Origin of the sequence: Paenibacillus gansuensis, assembly GCF_042684925.1 — a bacterium.
In the GTDB taxonomy this organism is placed as follows: domain Bacteria; phylum Bacillota; class Bacilli; order Paenibacillales; family DY6; genus Paenibacillus_N; species Paenibacillus_N gansuensis.
This window is the reverse complement of sequence record NZ_JBHUME010000019.1, coordinates 277,869-294,181: the sequence shown is the minus strand read 5'-3', so window position 1 is coordinate 294,181 and position 16,313 is coordinate 277,869. Positions and strand designations below refer to the sequence as shown.

The following is a 16,313-nucleotide window of genomic DNA, read 5'->3' as shown; positions in this document are numbered from 1 at the left end:
GAACCTAAGCCGCACTTACACCCGGCTAGTGTTTCATCTCGTCCATTTGTGTGACGTCCACTGTGGCTTTCCCGCGGTATAACGCAATAAGAATCGCTATTCCCACAGCGGCTTCCGCAGCCGCAACAGCCATAGTGAACAACGCAAAAATCTGTCCGGTTAAAGCCGGTGCAGCACCGTATTTAGAAAAAGCGACTAAGTTCAGATTTACCGCATTCAGCATCAGTTCCACCGAAAGGAGCACGACGACTGCATTTTTCTTCGATAAAGCCCCGTACAATCCGACACAGAATAGAATAGCGGCCAGCATCAGATAGGAAGATAACATCGCGTTCACCCTATTCCTCCTCCCTCTTGGCCAAGACGATCGCCCCAATAAATGCTGCCGTTAACAGCACGGAAACCAGCTCGAAGGGAAATACATGAGTCTGATACAGGAGCTTTCCGATCTCCAGTGTGTTGTGGGACCCGGCTTGCAGCCCTTCCCCTTCAGGGAAAACGGAACTTCGGATGGCGAAAAATAAAATGCCGAACAATCCCGCGCTTCCCAGGAACAAAAGCCATTGATGCAAGGGACGGCGGGGCTGCTCTTCCTCCTGGTTATGGCGTGTCATCATGATTCCGAAAATCATAAGAATCGTCACCGCGCCTGCATAGATCAGCACCTGAACCAATGCGATAAATTCAGCTTGAAGAAGGATATACAGACCGGCCAGGCTTAAAAAGGCAAACGCTAGCGCGACTACAGTGTGGACGACTTTACTCAATGAAATCATCAATACCGCTCCTGTAATCGCACATACGGCAAAGATCATAAAAATGAGGAATTCCCCTGTAATCATGGCGTTTTCGCCCCGCTTTTCGGGAGCGCTGAGTTGTTCTCTTGCCGGATATGAGTTGTATTGCCGCTGAGCCACTCCATATTTTTGAACAGATCGTCCCTGCTGTAGGCACTCAACTCGAAGTTATTCGTCATCACAATCGCTTCGGTCGGACAAACCTCGGTACATAAATCGCACAGAATGCAGATTTCGAAGTTAATGTCATAGGTGTCGATGACTTTTCCCTTTTTGGCTGGATCGGGGTTCGGTTTCCCTGTTAACGTGATACACTCCGTCGGGCAAATCCTTGCGCATTGATTGCAGACAATACATTTCTCCGGGTCAAAATACTGAATCCCCCGAAACCGGTCCGGCATTTTCAGCGGTACGTCAGGATAGTTGTAGGTCACCTTTTTCTGGGTCATCGCTTTGAGCGTAACGCCCATGCCTTTCATCATGCCCTTCATGTTGCAATCCCCCGTCCTCTTATTTCATGAACAATTCCATATATAATGCCGTCACAAAAATATTCAGCAGTGACAAAGGCAGCAGCGCTTTCCAGCCCAGGCTCATCAGCTGATCCACACGGATCCGCGGGAACGTAGCACGCAGCCAGAACAGGAAGAAAACAATAAACAGAAATTTCAACAGGAACCAGACGAGTCCCGGAATGAAGTCCAGGAAAGCCAGCGGAGCATGCCATCCCCCAAGGAACAGCAGCGTGGTGAGCGCTGCAATGGCGAACACATATACATACTCAGCGAGCATGAAAAATGCGAACCGGAAACCGCTGTATTCTACATGATAGCCTGCAACCAGCTCCGATTCCGCCTCCGGCAGGTCGAATGGGGTCCGGTTCAGCTCGGAGACTGCCGCAATGACAAAGACTACGAAGCCAAGGATCTGAGGCAGTACGTTCCACTCCCAGAAATTCGAACCTTGCTGCTGTACTACTGTCATCAAATTCATACTGCCGCTAAGCATGATCACACCTGTAACGGATATAACAAGAGGAACTTCGTAGCTGATCATCTGCGCCGCGGATCTCATGCCGCCAAGCAGGGAGTACTTGTTGTTGGAAGCCCATCCTCCCAGCACGATCCCTATGGTGGAGATCCCCGTCAAAGCGACATAGTAGAGAATCCCTGCATCCAGATTGGCAAAATGGAGTGTCTCCGTGTACGGAATCGTCGCCAGGATTGAGAAAGAAGGGACAAATGTGATAATAGGAGCCAGGATAAACAGCAGCCGGTCCGCCTTCTTCGGAATGGTATCTTCTTTCATCAGCAGCTTGGCGATGTCGGCCACGGACTGGAGGAGCCCCAGCGGCCCGACCCGGTTCGGGCCGATTCTGAACTGCATCCATCCGATGACTTTCCGTTCAAAATAAATGGCATAGGTGACAAAAAAGAGAACAATCCCCAGCATGAGCGCCCCTGCCAAAAACAATAGCGCGAGATGGCTCGGAGTACCCGGATTTTGCAGCAGCTCGTTCATCAGCAGTCGACCTCCCCCACGACAATATCGATCCCGCCGAGAATCGTGATCAGATTGGTCATAGTCTCTCCTACAAGCAGTTTGGGAAGGATCTGAAGATTTACAAAAGATGGACGCCGGAATTTCAACCGGTACGGTTCCTGCTTTCCTTTGGACACGATATAACAGCCGATCTCGCCCCTAGGCGATTCAATCCGGGAGTAAACCTCACCTGCAGGCGGCCGGATAACCCTCGGTACCTTGCCCATCGTTTCGCCCCCGTCAGGCATTTGCTCGACAGCCTGTTCGAGAATCCGCAGACTTTGCGCAATCTCTTCCATCCGGACCCGATACCGGTCGTAGCAATCTCCGTTTATGCCAATCGGCACATCGAACTCAAACCGGTCATAAATGCTGTAGGGCTGGTCTTTGCGAAGATCCCATTTGACACCTGTACTACGCAAATTGGCCCCGCTTAATCCGTAGTCGATGGCGGTACGCGCGTCATACGCCCCTACCCCTTTGATTCGCGCGAGGAAGATTTCATTCCCGCTGACAAGATTGTGGTATTCCTCTAACTTCTCTTTCATATAAGGAATGAAATCCCGTACTTTCCCGATCCAGCCCTCGGGCGCGTCCCACTTCACCCCGCCGACCCGCATGTAGTTATATGTAAGTCTGGCACCGCACAGCTCGTTAAAAAAATCAATAATGGTCTCCCTGTCCCTGAAAGCAAACAGAAAAGGGCTCATGGCCCCGATATCGAGCAGATACGTTCCCCACCAAACCAGATGGCTGGCTATTCGCTGAAGTTCCATGACAATGATCCGGAGATACTCGGCACGCTCCGGAATTTCCAGCCCCATCAACGTTTCTACCGCATGTACGAGCACATAGTTGTTTGTCATAGCCGATACATAATCCATCCGGTCCGTGTAGGGGATGATTTGAGTGTAATTCAAATTTTCCGCCAGCTTTTCCGTTCCACGGTGAAGATAGCCCATCACGGGATCGGCAGCTGTTATGATCTCTCCGTCCAGTTGGATCACGATCCGGAACACTCCATGCGTACTTGGATGCTGCGGACCTACATTCAGAAGCAGTTCTTCCGTTCGTATCAAAGCTCTACACCTCCGGGTCCAGCGGTTCGTAATCCTTGCGCAGCGGATGGCCGACCCAATCGTCGGACATCATAATCCGCCGGAGGTCAGGATGGCCTATAAACTCAATGCCAAGCAAATCGTAAATTTCCCGCTCGTTCCAATTGGCCGTGCTCCACACCCCGGTAACCGATGGGATTTGAGGCAGCTCATGGTCTGCCTTCACCTTAAAGCAATAATCCTGTTTATCGGTTAAAGAAATCAGATGATACACCACTTCCAAATGTGTTTCGTGATCTGTACCCGACACATTGCGCAAGTAGGTAAGTTCCAGCCCCGGAAAGGTCTTGAGCAGGTTAGCCGTTTCCAGCCATCTGAAAGGCGAGATGGTTAATGTGGGCAGATGACGGTCCAGCTCATTGATCACGGCCTCTTCTACAGTACCCGGACCGACTTCTTGCTGAAGAATCTGTACGATCCGATCCAGCATCGGCTGTTTCGGTGAAGGCGGTTTCGGAGCGCTTTCAGCGTTCTCCTGAGACTCAGCCGCTTTCGCTCTAGCCGCGGCACGCGCCGCCCTTGCCTCAGCCGCCGCTTGTGCTTTCGCTTCTTTCTCAGCGGCACTTTCCGCCGTAACATCCTTATCTTCTTCACTCATCGGCTGGTCACCCGCTTTCCGGTCTTCGCCTCGTAGCGGATTTTCTCCTGCAGCTTATTGATTCCGTAGATAAGCGCCGCCGGATTCGGCGGACAGCCGGGAATATACACATCAACAGGTACGATCTGGTCGACACCTTTGATGACTGCATAAGATTTGATATACGGCCCTCCAGCTGTCGCACAGGAACCCATGGCAATAACCCATTTCGGCTCCGGCATCTGGTCATACAGCCTTCGTAGGAGCGGACCCATCTTCTTCGTTACGGTGCCGGCTACGATCATAACGTCCGACTGCCTCGGGGATGTGCGGAACATCACGCCGAAACGGTCCAAATCGTAATGGGAAGCCCCGGTTCCCATCATCTCGATGGCACAGCAGGCCAGTCCGAACGTTAGAGGCCACAGCGAGTTGCTTCTAGCCCATGCTTTCAGTTGTTCCAAGGTTACGAAAAACACATTCCGTTCTAATTCCTGTCGTTCTTCCGGCGTAATCGATTCTAAATTGAATTCCATTTAAGCACCTTCTTCTTCCAGGCGTAGGCGAAACCGATCCCCAGCATCACAACAAAAATGAACATCTCCACCAGCGCAAATAAGCCTAATTGATTGTACGCAACGGCCCACGGGTATAGAAATACAGTTTCCACATCAAAAATAACGAACATCAGCGCGAACAGGTAATACCTGATGTTAAAGCGGATCTGGCTGTCTCCCACAGGTATGTTACCGCTTTCATAAGTGGATTCTTTCCCCTCGCTCGGTTTGTGAGGCCGCAGCAGCTTGCCGACAGTCAATGCGGCGGCAGGCAGGAGAATCGAAAGTACGATAAAAATTGCCACCATTACATACTGGTTCATGTACATTCGTTGCGATCGCCTCCGGTTTGTAGATGATCTCAAATGTGTTCTATAAATGGAAATAAAACCCCTTACATTATAACAAAAGGGTTTGATCTCCGTCTATTGCGAGAATCTTGGCTAACCGTTCTTGGAAAAAGATGAATATTCTAAAATTGCCAATAAAAAAGAAGAGTACAGGAAGCCCCATACTCTTCTTACTTATTTGCTGCTTGCGATATCCAGACGGTTCATCGCTCTTTGCAGAGCCATTTCCGCCCGGCGGTGATCTACATCGTCACGCTTAGCATTCAGGCGCTGTTCAGCGCGTTCCTTGGCAGCTCTAGCGCGTTCGATATCGATATTCGCGGGAAGCTCCGCACTTTCCGCAAGGATCACGACTTTATCCTTACGGATTTCCACAAAGCCTCCGCTGACCGCAATCACTTCCTCGGTATTGCCTTTCTTCACCTTGACAGGCGCAATTTTCAAAGGAGTTACCAGAGGAATATGATTCGGCAGAATACCGAGCTGGCCTTCTACGCCGTTCACAACCACCATATCCACTTCCTGGGCGTACACCTTGCGCTCAGGAGTGACGATTTCCAATAGTAATGTGCTCATACGAATCCTCCTAAAAGTTCCTGCTTACGCAAAAACCTTACTTCGAAAGCACCGGCAAAAACCGGTATCGACCCGGATACAACATATGCCGGCAAAGCACCGGCATAGATGTTATCCATATATTCAGCTTTTACAGCGTTTTTGCTTTTTCAACTGCTTCTTCAATCGTACCCACGTATAGGAATGCGGCTTCCGGCAACTCATCGTGTTTTCCTTCGAGAAGCTCTTTAAAGCTGCGAACTGTTTCCTTAACAGGAACATATTTACCTTTGATACCGGTAAACTGCTCTGCAACGTGGAACGGCTGGGACAAGAAACGCTGTACTTTACGCGCGCGTTGTACAGTAACTTTGTCCTCCTCGGAAAGCTCATCCATACCAAGGATCGCGATGATGTCTTGAAGCTCTTTATAGCGCTGCAGAAGACGTTTTACGCCTTGTGCTACGTTATAGTGCTCTTCGCCAACAACGTTAGGATCCAGAATACGGGAAGAAGATGCGAGCGGATCTACCGCAGGGAAGATACCCAGCTCGGAGATTTTACGCTCAAGGTTCGTAGTTGCATCCAAGTGAGCGAACGTAGTCGCTGGAGCCGGATCCGTGTAGTCATCCGCAGGAACGTAGATCGCCTGGATGGATGTTACGGAACCTTTCTTCGTGGATGTGATACGCTCTTGCAGCTGTCCCATTTCAGTTGCCAGCGTCGGCTGGTAACCTACCGCGGATGGCATACGACCCAGAAGGGCCGATACCTCGGAACCTGCTTGCGTGAAACGGAAGATGTTATCGATGAACAGAAGAACGTCTTTACCTTCTTGATCACGGAAGTATTCCGCCATAGTCAAACCAGTCAGAGCTACGCGAAGACGCGCGCCCGGCGGTTCGTTCATTTGGCCGAAGATCATCGCCGTTTTGTTAATAACGCCGGAATCTCTCATCTCGTGGTACAGGTCATTACCTTCACGAGTTCTTTCGCCAACGCCCGCGAATACGGAAATACCGCCGTGCTCTTGTGCGATGTTGTTGATCAGCTCTTGAATCGTTACCGTCTTACCTACGCCGGCACCGCCGAAGAGACCGATTTTACCGCCCTTGGCATAAGGAGCCAAAAGGTCGATAACTTTGATACCTGTTTCCAGAATTTCCGCTTGCGTGGAAAGCTCGTCGAAAGCAGGCGCCTGTCTGTGGATCGGGTTGCTGATTTCAGCCGTAACTGGGCCGGCGTTATCAATTGGCTCACCCAATACGTTAAATACGCGGCCTAATGTAGCTGTACCAACCGGTACGCTGATTGGGGCTCCAAGGTCAATCGCTTCCGTACCGCGAACCAGACCGTCTGTGGAGGACATGGCTACACAACGAACCAGGTTGTCACCCAAGTGAACGGCTACTTCGGCAGTCAGGCTGATTTCACGCTCGCCTTCCGCTTGCGCTTTGCGTTCGATTTTGATGGCATTATAAATTTCGGGAAGTTGTCCACGCTCGAATTCGATGTCGACTACAGGTCCCGTGACGACTACAACGCGCCCTTTATTCATGAGTTAACCTCCTTAGAAAACTTTCTTGGTAAACACTTATATCGTTCGAATCCGTCCGTTGCGGAACCTTACGCCTGCGCGTTTGCTCCGGCAACGATCTCGGAAATCTCTTGTGTGATCGCTGCTTGACGCGCACGGTTGTACTGCAGCGTGTACTGGTTGATCATCTTCGTTGCATTCTTCGTTGCACTGCCCATAGCGGTCATTTTGGCACCGAATTCAGAAGCTTTAGCATCCAGAAGAGCACTAAAGACGAGTGTTTCCGCATACTTCGGCAGCAGAACTTCCAGTACGCCTTCAGCGGAAGGCTCGTACTCATAAGACGCCGTATTTCCGGAACCGCCTACTTCCTCGAGAGGGAGCAGTTTTTTGGAAACAGGAACTTGAGTGAGCGCGTTTACGAATTCATTGTATACAAGATACAGCTCATCATAAGTCCCGATCTCAAAGTTCTTCACAGCGGAGTAGGCGATAGACTTAATGTCGGAGAATACAGGCGCGTCACTCAGACCTGTAATTTCCTCGATAATAGGCATATCTCTGCGCTTGAAATAGTCGCGTCCCTTACGTCCGATCACGAATAGTGCATACTCGCTGCTGGATTTGTGGTTCGCGCGGATGGTTTGCATCACTTTACGGATGACGTTGGCGTTATAACCGCCTGCCAAACCGCGGTCCGAAGTGATTACAAGGTAACCTGTCTTTTTCACTTCGCGGGTTTCCAGCATTGGATGCTTGACGCCCTTAGTACCAGAGGCAATGCTGGAGACAACTTCCTGCAGCTTCTCAGCGTAGGGACGCGCCGCTTCTGCCGCTTCCTGAGATTTTCTCAGTTTCGCAGCCGCAACCATCTCCATTGCTTTGGTAATCTGCCGGGTGTTCTGGATACTCTTGATTTGACGCTTAATATCGCGCATTCCTTTGGCCATGCTCTTCACCACCTTAGAGTTTGCGTTAGCAAACAAACTAACTTCGTAAGCTTTACTGAGTTTTGACGGAGTCAAAACTTTCTTCGTAAGCGTTGTTTATTTCGTAAGCATTGCCGGGATGCTGGTGCATACCCGGCCTATATCCAAGAGGTTTGGTCAACGCCAAACCTGGTTATTCATGATTAAGCCGTTGTTGCGAAGCCCTTTTTGAACTTCTCGATCGCAGCTACCAGCGCTTTCTCGTTATCTGCAGTCAAATCTTTCGTGTCGCGGATCGATTGCAGTACTTCAGGTACGCTGCTGTCAACGAAGGAAAGGAATTCTCTTTCGAAGCGGCCTACATCGCCAACTGGAATTTCATCCAGGAAGCCTTTGATCGCAGTGTAGATGGAAACTACTTGCTTTTCAACCGGAAGAGGCTGGTTTACGCCTTGCTTCAGGATTTCCATCGTACGGGCACCGCGGTTCAAACGCGCTTGTGTGGATTTATCCAGGTCGGATCCGAACTGTGCGAACGCCGCAAGCTCACGGTATTGGGCAAGGTCCAGACGCAGTGTACCGGCAACCTTCTTCATCGCCTTGATTTGCGCGGAGCCCCCTACACGGGATACGGAGATACCGACGTTAATCGCCGGACGTTGTCCTGCATAGAACAGGTCAGCTTCCAGGAAGATCTGTCCGTCTGTGATCGAGATTACGTTCGTCGGAATGTAAGCAGACACGTCGGATGCTTGCGTTTCGATGAACGGAAGGGCAGTCAGGGAACCGCCGCCGTTCTCGTCGCTCAGCTTCGCTGCGCGCTCAAGCAAACGGGAGTGTAGATAGAATACGTCACCAGGGTATGCCTCACGGCCCGGTGGACGTCTCAGCAGCAAGGAAAGCTCACGGTACGCGGCAGCTTGCTTAGTCAAGTCATCATAGATGATCAGGACATGCTCGCCTTTGTACATGAAGTACTCACCCATCGCGCAGCCTGCATACGGTGCAAGGAATTGCAGCGGAGCAGGATCGGAAGCGGCTGCGGTTACTACGATCGTGTAATCCAAAGCGCCGTTGCGGCGAAGCGTTTCCACTACGTTAGCAACAGTGGATTGCTTCTGGCCGATGGCGACATAGATACATTTCACGCCGTTGCCTTTTTGGTTGATGATCGTGTCGATCGCGATCGCAGTTTTACCTGTTTGGCGGTCGCCGATGATCAGCTCACGCTGTCCGCGGCCGATAGGTACCATTGCGTCAATCGCTTTAATACCGGTCTGCATTGGCTCGTGAACCGATTTACGGTCGATAACGCCCGGAGCCGGAGACTCAACAGGACGGAATTGTGTAGTAGCAACCGGTCCTTTGCCGTCTACAGGCTGACCCAGTGCGTTAACTACGCGGCCAAGAAGAGCTTCCCCAACCGGAACTTCCATGATGCGGCCTGTGCGTTTCACTTGGTCGCCTTCGCGGATTTCAGTGTAAGGGCCGAGGATAACGACACCCACGTTCTCTTCTTCAAGGTTGAGCGCCATACCTACAACGCCGTTAGAAAATTCGAGCAGCTCACCGGACATGGCATTTGCCAGACCGTGAACGCGAGCGATACCGTCACCTACTTGAATAACTGTACCTACGTCAAAAACTTGCAATTCGGATTTATATTGATCAATTTGCTGTTTAATCAAAGAACTGATTTCTTCAGGTCTGATACTCAATTTTCTTCACCCCTATCTACAGTGCTTGTGCTTGCTTCAAAGATTGTTCCAAGCGCGCAAGCTTACCGGACAAGCTTCCGTCGTACAGGCGGTCGCCGATACGGACTTGAATGCCGCCCAGAAGGCTCTTGTCGATTACATTTTCTATACGGATGGTTTTACCGGTAATCTGGCCGAATTTCGCCGCGATCTCTGCGGACTGTTCTGCCGTCAGCGGCTCCATGGAAGAAACTACGGCATCCGCCTGACCCAATGCTTCTCCAGCTACAGTTACGTAACTTTTCAGCAGTTCAGGAAGAACAGTTTCTCTTCCTTTGGAGATCAGGAGTCGAAGCGTATCCATGACAAGTCCGGAAAGTTCGTGTCCAAAAGCGTTCTGCAGTACGCTGAATTTCGCTTTGGAGTCCACCCCCGGATGTTTCAGAAAAGCGTCCAGCTCTTTGTTCGAGTTGATTGTGTCTACGACAATCTTCAAGTGATTCTCTACTTGTGCGATAACGCCTTTATCCCGAGCCAGTTCGAACAGGGCTTTGGCATATCTCTTGGCAACTAGGGCTTCACGACTCATAGTTTGCCTCCAACCTTTTTCAGGTACTGGTCAACCAACTCTTCCTGCTGCTTCTCATCCACTTGCTTCTCAAGGATTTTGGATGCAATTTTGACTGATAAACCGCCGACTTCGCCGCGAAGGGCCGCAATCGCTTTGGTTTTCTCATTCTCAATATCTTTCAGTGCATCCTCTTTCAGCTTGGAAGCCTCTTCCTTCGCCACACGAACGATATCGTCCGCTTGTTTGGCGCTGGTTGCGCGGGATTGTTCGATAATCTCATATGCTTCTTTACGCGCTTCCTGGATTGCAAGCTTCTGCTCTTCCATCAGCTTGGCGCTTTCCGCACGGTTCTTCTCAGCTTCCTGCATTTCACCGAGAACATGCTCTCTGCGCTTTTCCATAATGCTGAACAGCGGACCGAATGCATATTTATTCAAAAGCCAATATAGAACCAAAAACGATAAAATCGCTATTAGTGTAGATTCCCATACGATAGTCAAATCAGGTCACTCCCTTCTGGAAGGCTTCTATTTCATTCATGTAATAGTGTGTGTAAGCAAAAGTATGGCGTGGAAGGCACAGGCCTCCCGCGCCATGTGTTCGTAATTACTCTGCAGCTCCGTAGAACAGGAACGCCATAACTACAGTGATGATTGGAATCGCCTCGACCAAACCTACCCCGATGAACATAGTAGTTTGAAGAGGACCTTTAAGTTCCGGCTGACGAGCGATACCTTCAACTGTTTTGCTTACGATCAAACCGTTACCTACGCCAGCGCCTAGTGCGCCCAAACCGATTGCAATTGCTGCTGCTAGAAATTCCATTAGAGAAAATCCTCCCTTTAAATAAGTATAATTATTTTTTTTGGAAACTTTATTGTCCACTCATTCCTGTTACGGAACAAGGTTGTTACTGCGGCTAGCTGAAAACTGAAAACTTAATGATGATCGTCATGGGACTCGAGCGACTGCGCCAGGTAAACCATTGTCAACATAACGAAGACGAACGCCTGAATCGCACCGACGAAGACGGAGAAGCCTTGCCACACGACCAGTGCCGGGATACCGAAAAATCCCGCTCCAAGCAATGTTGCGATAAGCACTTCACCCGCAAACAGGTTACCGAACAGACGCATTCCGAGCGTAAGCAGGTTGGCCAGTTTCTCTACCAAGTGAATCGGCAGGAACACAGGGAACGGCTCGAGATAGTGCTTAAAATAAGCCTTGGTGTTATATCTCATCCCTAAGAAGTGGACAAGCAGGAATACGATCAGGGATAGTCCCATCGTAACAGATGCATCCGCTGTCGGCGATTTCCACCATGCGAATTCAGGTGCGTGATGAGCGCCCTCGGAGTCCGCACCTTCACCGTGAGACTCAGCTTCATATGCTTCAAACACTTCCGGAGATACCGCCTGGCCGAAAATCTTGAATTCATGTTCATGATGAGTAACGATTGTGAGCGGAAGACCGAGCATATTCGCTACAAAAATGAACATAATCAACGTAAGACCCAGGGAAACGAACACTTTCCCTTTCTTCATATCCATGGTACTGGAAACAATCCCGCGCACGAAATCTACGGTCCATTCCAGGAAATTCTGCATCTTGGAAGGATTCGTTACTGATAGGTTCCGTGTTGCTAGGCGGGCAATGAGGAACACAATCGCACAAGTGACGAAAAGTGTGATGGCGATGGATAAATCCAAACGAAAAAAGCCGCCTAAAGTAATTATCGGAGCTTCATGCATTTCTTTGTTTTCACCCCTTTCCATGGAATATGAGTTGCCTGCTTAGCGCTTGAAGCTATGAAACAGCCCTGCCAGCAGAACAGCCAACTGCCAAAACAGCAGTCCTAGTATGACACCAAACAGCTCCACATCGCTGCCTAATCTCAGCGCAAGCATGACAGCCAGCACACCGACGGCCGCCCGGGTCAGAAACCCCAGGTTAAAGCGCCGCTTCTGGCCGGACTCTGCAATCTCTGCAGCTTGTCTTACTTTCATAGACAGGTAGTACATATTAACTAGGCTGGCAGCGGTGCCGATCAGCAGCCCCGCTGCCATCCCCCGTAGAGGCGGATACAATGCCCAAACCAGAAGGCAAAGAGACAAAAAAAAGAGGGCCGCGCGATACACGGTCTTAAGACGGGCCGATAATTCATCCATTCGGTTCCTCCGTAAAACGCTTTAGGATGTATACGATGCTGAGGATACCTGCGGCAAGGCCAAGTATGACACCGGCAGCAATAAAGATAGGCTGCCCATTCATCAAATCGCTTACATACCTTCCAAGATAAAAGCCAATCAACAGGCAGACAACCAAATCGGCTCCAATGAGGGAGACTAGTGAAATGGCACGCCATGGGGAAGAATTCGAATCCGGCTTCTTCTTCATGTGGATCGCTTCCGTTCCTGTATAATGAAAGGCTAAAGTAAATCGTTTACAAATCCCCATTAATCATATCTAAGTACAGAAGAGTTTGTCAATTCATTTAAATTCAAACATTTAGTGAACGAAATCCTGAAAAGCCTTGCTGTAATTGGATTTTCCGGTTTCAGAAACCTTACAGTAGTACTGTATGCTGTTTCGTTGGCACCGATTCATGAACGTTGTGTGAATGGCTGCGGACGATCTTCCCTCAGGCCGAAATGATGTAAAATCGCCTGAACGATCCGAACCGACGCCTGCCCGTCCCCATATGGATTAGCGGCTTGGCTCATTTCCCGGTAAAGATTGTCGTCAGTCAGCAGCGCTTTGGCTGTAGAGTATACTTCCTCTTCGTTCGTGCCTACCAGTCTCAATGTACCCGCATCGATGCCTTCCGGACGCTCCGTCGTATCTCGCAGAACAAGGACGGGAACGCCGTACGAAGGCGCTTCTTCCTGCAGTCCGCCGGAATCCGTCAGAATCATATGCGTATGAGGGTAGAAGTTATGAAGCTCGACGACATCCATCGGATCAATCAGCTGAATGCGCGGGTGACCGCCCAGAATCTGCATGGCAGGTTCCTTCACAGCCGGACTCGGATGAACCGGATACACGATCGCAATATCCTCAAACTCATCAGCCAGGCGCTTCACAGCACGGAAAATCTGGCGATGGGGCTCACCTTGCGCTTCGCGGCGGTGTGCCGTCATCAGAATCAGGCGCTTGCCTTTGGCCCATTCCAGGACGGGATGGGTAAAGTCCTTTTTGACTGTATATTGGAAGACATCCGTAACGGTATTCCCCGTAACATAGATATGCTCCTCGTTCTTATTCTCTTTGCGCAGGTTATTGGCGGATAAATCCGTCGGCGCAAAATGCAGGTCAGCCAAAACGCCCGTCAGCTGCCGGTTCATTTCTTCCGGATACGGGGACATTTTGTTCCAAGTACGAAGACCTGCTTCTACATGGCCTACCTTGACCTGCTGCAGGAATGAAGCGTAGCTCGCCAGGAACGTTGTCAGCGTATCGCCATGCACCAGCACGATGTCGGGCTTCGCTTCGGCAAGTACAGGCTCCAGCCCTTGAAGCACACGGACTGTAATCTCATTGAGCGTTTGGCGTTCCTTCATTACATCCAGGTCATAGTCCGGTGTAATATTAAACACTTCCAGCACCTGGTCCAACATTTGGCGATGCTGAGCGGTTACGCATACGATCGATTCAATCTGTTCCGGATGCTTTTGGAGCTCCAGAATTAACGGCGCCATCTTGATGGCTTCGGGACGGACCCCGAAAACGGTCATGACTTTAATCTTTTTCAACGGTTTCCCCACCTTTGCTGTCTTGTGTAAATTGGACTCAGTGTCCGTTACTTCGTGCCGAACAACCGGTCTCCCGCGTCTCCCAAACCCGGTATGATATAGCCGTGATCGTTCAGGTAATCGTCAACGGCAGCGACATAGATATCAATGTCAGGGTGTGCTTCCTGCACGGCTTTCACACCTTCAGGTGCAGCGATGAGGCACATGAGCTTAATTTGGGAACAGCCTCTTTTTTTCAGCGCCTCAATCGCCATAATGGCAGAACCGCCCGTCGCCAGCATCGGGTCGATGACAATCAGCTCACGCTGCTGCACATCGGTAGGAAGCTTAACGTAATATTCCACCGGCTGCAGTGTTTCCGGATCGCGGTACAAGCCGACATGGCCTACTTTCGCTGCCGGGAGCAGCTTCAGAATTCCGTCCACCATTCCAAGTCCCGCACGCAGAATCGGAATCAGGCCCAGCATTCGGCCGGAAATCATTTTGCCGTTGGCCTCAGCCACAGGCGTCCTCACTTTCACGCTTTCGAGCGGGATATCCCTCGTAATTTCATAAGCCATCAAGGTCGCCACTTCATCGACCAGTTCACGGAAATCTTTGGTATTCGTATTCTCATCGCGAATGTAAGTCAGCTTATGCTGAATCAGCGGATGGTCGCAAATAAACAATTTGCCCATAACAGATGAAACCTCCTGCGAGAAATATGTACTGTGTTGCAATGCGGCTGCGTCGAAAGCACCCGAAACATCGCTTATGAAATCAAATCCTGTATATTATAACATTGACCCTGACCGGATGCACTCGGCAATGTGGAGGATTTCTGACGGTATTATTTTTGCCAAAAACTCCAAGTTCATCCTCGACGTGTGCCATGACAAAAAAACCGGGAAACGGCTTAGCACGTCATCCCGGAAGTATGTATTGCAAATGATTGTTTCACAGCAATTCGCTTGATAATATAACGCTTTCTCTCCACATCAGCACTCCATATCTCAGGCGTACGGCTCGCTTCGATAAGAGCAAGTTGTGCTGCTTCTAAAGCCAAAACCCGTCATCGAGACTAATTTAGCTTCCTTTGTATCTATAACCCCTACCGTAGGCATTGTGTCATCTTTATATAGTACATATACCCATCCATTGCTATAGTGGGCTTGTTCTATATGATCTGTACCCAGCTCAGCAGCTGTTAACGTAAAGTTCAGAACCATCTTTTTGGTATCCAAGTCATGCCCGCAGGAGCTTGCTTGTTAGTTTAGCTGCTTCCGCAGCCTGACGAACAGCTGGAAGAGGAACTGCCGGAGTGTCCGCCTCCGCCGCTTTGGCCTCCGTCATGGTGGCCGCCGTGGTGGCTGTCGTGATGGTTGTTGTGGTGTTGTTGATTATGGATGTCATGGTGCTGACGGTTATGGTCGTCTTGCGACGAAGTGCAGCCGTAATAGGAGTTGTTTCCGGAGCCCCACTGGTCTTTGTAGCGCTCTTCCTGCATCAGCCGATTCATGTTTGCTCCATACTGATCGGGGTCAGTCATGGACAATAATAGCATAGTGCCCGGCAGCGCAGCCCAATGAACGGATGCCGGAGCCAGCCGTTCTTTCTCAGTAATCTGTCTGTCAGCGTGGAAGATCTGCTCGCGGGCTTGACGAAGCAGGTCCTCCGCGATCGTTCTTACACTCGGCTCTGCTGTCACAGACCGCTTGTTAAACAACACACCCTCCAAGGAGTCCACGGTGCCCTGACGCAGCTGCTCCAGCTTCCCGCTTGCCATAGGCGACCTGTAGAACGGTCCCCAGATCCGCCCGCTATAATTCCCAGGCGTGAACAAAACCCCATATACCCAGTCAAACCAAGCTCTCTCCCCCGGCATGGGGACAGGAGCCGACCCGCTATGCGGGGCATGATGAATCGTGTGCCCAATGAATCGCATGCAGAATGATTCGTATTCCCTTGTAAACATCAGCATTTCATGCCATAAGTCATCGACGCGCGGACTGAACATCGGAACCTTCTCAAGTACCGCGCATAGCAGAAAATACCTTTTGAGTTCAAACCAGGTCCAGGCCAGCTCCTGATCGGTTCTTTCCGGATACCGGGTGCGAAAGCGTTGGTTTATGGACTCGGTAAAGGAGAGCTCCAAAGCATGTTCAAGCTTCTCCACCAAGGGATAGAGCTTATCGCCGGGCTGTACGCCGACATGATCGGGTACCGGGGCATCGTAGCTGCCGGACTGGTTATTTTTGTTGCCGACGATTGCTAGCAATGCAACTAACATCACGATAGGAATGAGCATAAGGAACAGCATCATGAGGGCACCGCCTGTCTGTATGTTTATAT

Annotated in this window: 21 protein-coding genes; all 21 read right to left on the bottom strand. The window is 50.4% G+C overall.

Going from position 1 to position 16,313, the window contains the following annotated elements:
- Nucleotides 1–25: 25 nt before the first annotated feature.
- Nucleotides 26–337, bottom strand: a complete 312-nt coding sequence (gene nuoK / locus ACFSUF_RS24195; RefSeq protein ID WP_377607456.1) for an NADH-quinone oxidoreductase subunit NuoK — start codon at nt 335–337, stop codon at nt 26–28.
- Between the two features lies 1 nt (nt 338).
- Nucleotides 339–842, bottom strand: a complete 504-nt coding sequence (locus ACFSUF_RS24190; protein WP_377607454.1) for an NADH-quinone oxidoreductase subunit J — start codon at nt 840–842, stop codon at nt 339–341.
- Nucleotides 839–1,288, bottom strand: a complete 450-nt coding sequence (gene nuoI, locus ACFSUF_RS24185) for an NADH-quinone oxidoreductase subunit NuoI (RefSeq protein ID WP_377607452.1) — start codon at nt 1,286–1,288, stop codon at nt 839–841. The genes ACFSUF_RS24190 and nuoI overlap by 4 nt, the downstream gene beginning before the upstream one ends.
- 19 nt (nt 1,289–1,307) lie before the next feature.
- Nucleotides 1,308–2,318 (bottom strand): NADH-quinone oxidoreductase subunit NuoH, encoded by a 1,011-nt coding sequence (gene nuoH / locus ACFSUF_RS24180; protein WP_377607450.1) that lies wholly within the window; start codon nt 2,316–2,318, stop codon nt 1,308–1,310.
- Nucleotides 2,318–3,418: an NADH-quinone oxidoreductase subunit D gene (locus ACFSUF_RS24175; protein WP_377607448.1), complete on the bottom strand. Its 1,101-nt coding sequence runs from the start codon at nt 3,416–3,418 to the stop codon at nt 2,318–2,320. The genes nuoH and ACFSUF_RS24175 overlap by 1 nt, the downstream gene beginning before the upstream one ends.
- A 4-nt stretch (nt 3,419–3,422) precedes the next feature.
- Complete coding sequence (locus ACFSUF_RS24170) at nt 3,423–4,055, bottom strand: NADH-quinone oxidoreductase subunit C (RefSeq protein ID WP_377607446.1); 633 nt, start codon at nt 4,053–4,055, stop codon at nt 3,423–3,425.
- The gene (locus tag ACFSUF_RS24165; protein WP_377607444.1) at nt 4,052–4,570 is read right to left on the bottom strand and encodes a NuoB/complex I 20 kDa subunit family protein; all 519 of its coding nucleotides are present in this window, start codon (nt 4,568–4,570) and stop codon (nt 4,052–4,054) included. The genes ACFSUF_RS24170 and ACFSUF_RS24165 overlap by 4 nt, the downstream gene beginning before the upstream one ends.
- Nucleotides 4,555–4,920, bottom strand: a complete 366-nt coding sequence (locus ACFSUF_RS24160) for an NADH-quinone oxidoreductase subunit A (RefSeq protein ID WP_377607442.1) — start codon at nt 4,918–4,920, stop codon at nt 4,555–4,557. The genes ACFSUF_RS24165 and ACFSUF_RS24160 overlap by 16 nt, the downstream gene beginning before the upstream one ends.
- Before the next feature lie 195 nt (nt 4,921–5,115).
- Nucleotides 5,116–5,517 carry a F0F1 ATP synthase subunit epsilon gene (locus ACFSUF_RS24155; RefSeq protein WP_377607440.1) on the bottom strand — a complete coding sequence of 134 codons (402 nt, stop codon included), beginning with the start codon at nt 5,515–5,517 and terminating at the stop codon, nt 5,116–5,118.
- Between the two features lie 130 nt (nt 5,518–5,647).
- Nucleotides 5,648–7,054, bottom strand: coding sequence for a F0F1 ATP synthase subunit beta (gene atpD, locus ACFSUF_RS24150; protein WP_377607438.1), 1,407 nt, complete (start codon nt 7,052–7,054; stop codon nt 5,648–5,650).
- Between the two features lie 68 nt (nt 7,055–7,122).
- The gene (gene atpG / locus ACFSUF_RS24145) at nt 7,123–7,983 is read right to left on the bottom strand and encodes an ATP synthase F1 subunit gamma (RefSeq protein ID WP_377607436.1); all 861 of its coding nucleotides are present in this window, start codon (nt 7,981–7,983) and stop codon (nt 7,123–7,125) included.
- 182 nt (nt 7,984–8,165) lie between these two features.
- Nucleotides 8,166–9,680, bottom strand: coding sequence for a F0F1 ATP synthase subunit alpha (gene atpA / locus ACFSUF_RS24140; RefSeq protein WP_377607434.1), 1,515 nt, complete (start codon nt 9,678–9,680; stop codon nt 8,166–8,168).
- A 16-nt stretch (nt 9,681–9,696) separates the two neighbouring features.
- Nucleotides 9,697–10,248, bottom strand: coding sequence for a F0F1 ATP synthase subunit delta (locus tag ACFSUF_RS24135; RefSeq protein ID WP_377607432.1), 552 nt, complete (start codon nt 10,246–10,248; stop codon nt 9,697–9,699).
- Entirely contained in the window at nt 10,245–10,730 is a 486-nt protein-coding gene (gene atpF / locus ACFSUF_RS24130; protein ID WP_377607430.1) for a F0F1 ATP synthase subunit B, read from the bottom strand. Before atpF ends, ACFSUF_RS24135 begins: the two co-directional genes overlap by 4 nt.
- A 106-nt stretch (nt 10,731–10,836) precedes the next feature.
- The gene (atpE, locus tag ACFSUF_RS24125) at nt 10,837–11,055 is read right to left on the bottom strand and encodes a F0F1 ATP synthase subunit C (RefSeq protein ID WP_377607428.1); all 219 of its coding nucleotides are present in this window, start codon (nt 11,053–11,055) and stop codon (nt 10,837–10,839) included.
- Between the two features lie 113 nt (nt 11,056–11,168).
- Nucleotides 11,169–11,981: a F0F1 ATP synthase subunit A gene (gene atpB / locus ACFSUF_RS24120; RefSeq protein ID WP_377607426.1), complete on the bottom strand. Its 813-nt coding sequence runs from the start codon at nt 11,979–11,981 to the stop codon at nt 11,169–11,171.
- A 42-nt stretch (nt 11,982–12,023) separates the two neighbouring features.
- Nucleotides 12,024–12,398: an ATP synthase subunit I gene (locus tag ACFSUF_RS24115; RefSeq protein WP_377607424.1), complete on the bottom strand. Its 375-nt coding sequence runs from the start codon at nt 12,396–12,398 to the stop codon at nt 12,024–12,026.
- Nucleotides 12,391–12,627 (bottom strand): AtpZ/AtpI family protein, encoded by a 237-nt coding sequence (locus ACFSUF_RS24110; RefSeq protein ID WP_377607422.1) that lies wholly within the window; start codon nt 12,625–12,627, stop codon nt 12,391–12,393. Before ACFSUF_RS24110 ends, ACFSUF_RS24115 begins: the two co-directional genes overlap by 8 nt.
- 206 nt (nt 12,628–12,833) lie before the next feature.
- On the bottom strand, nt 12,834–13,982 hold the full coding sequence (wecB, locus tag ACFSUF_RS24105; protein WP_377607420.1) for a non-hydrolyzing UDP-N-acetylglucosamine 2-epimerase: 1,149 nt from the start codon (nt 13,980–13,982) through the stop codon (nt 12,834–12,836).
- Between the two features lie 47 nt (nt 13,983–14,029).
- The gene (gene upp, locus ACFSUF_RS24100) at nt 14,030–14,659 is read right to left on the bottom strand and encodes a uracil phosphoribosyltransferase (RefSeq protein ID WP_377607418.1); all 630 of its coding nucleotides are present in this window, start codon (nt 14,657–14,659) and stop codon (nt 14,030–14,032) included.
- A 575-nt stretch (nt 14,660–15,234) separates the two neighbouring features.
- A complete protein-coding gene (locus ACFSUF_RS24095; protein ID WP_377607416.1) occupies nt 15,235–16,284 on the bottom strand; it encodes a hypothetical protein in 1,050 nt (349 codons plus the stop codon).
- Nucleotides 16,285–16,313 lie beyond the last annotated feature (29 nt).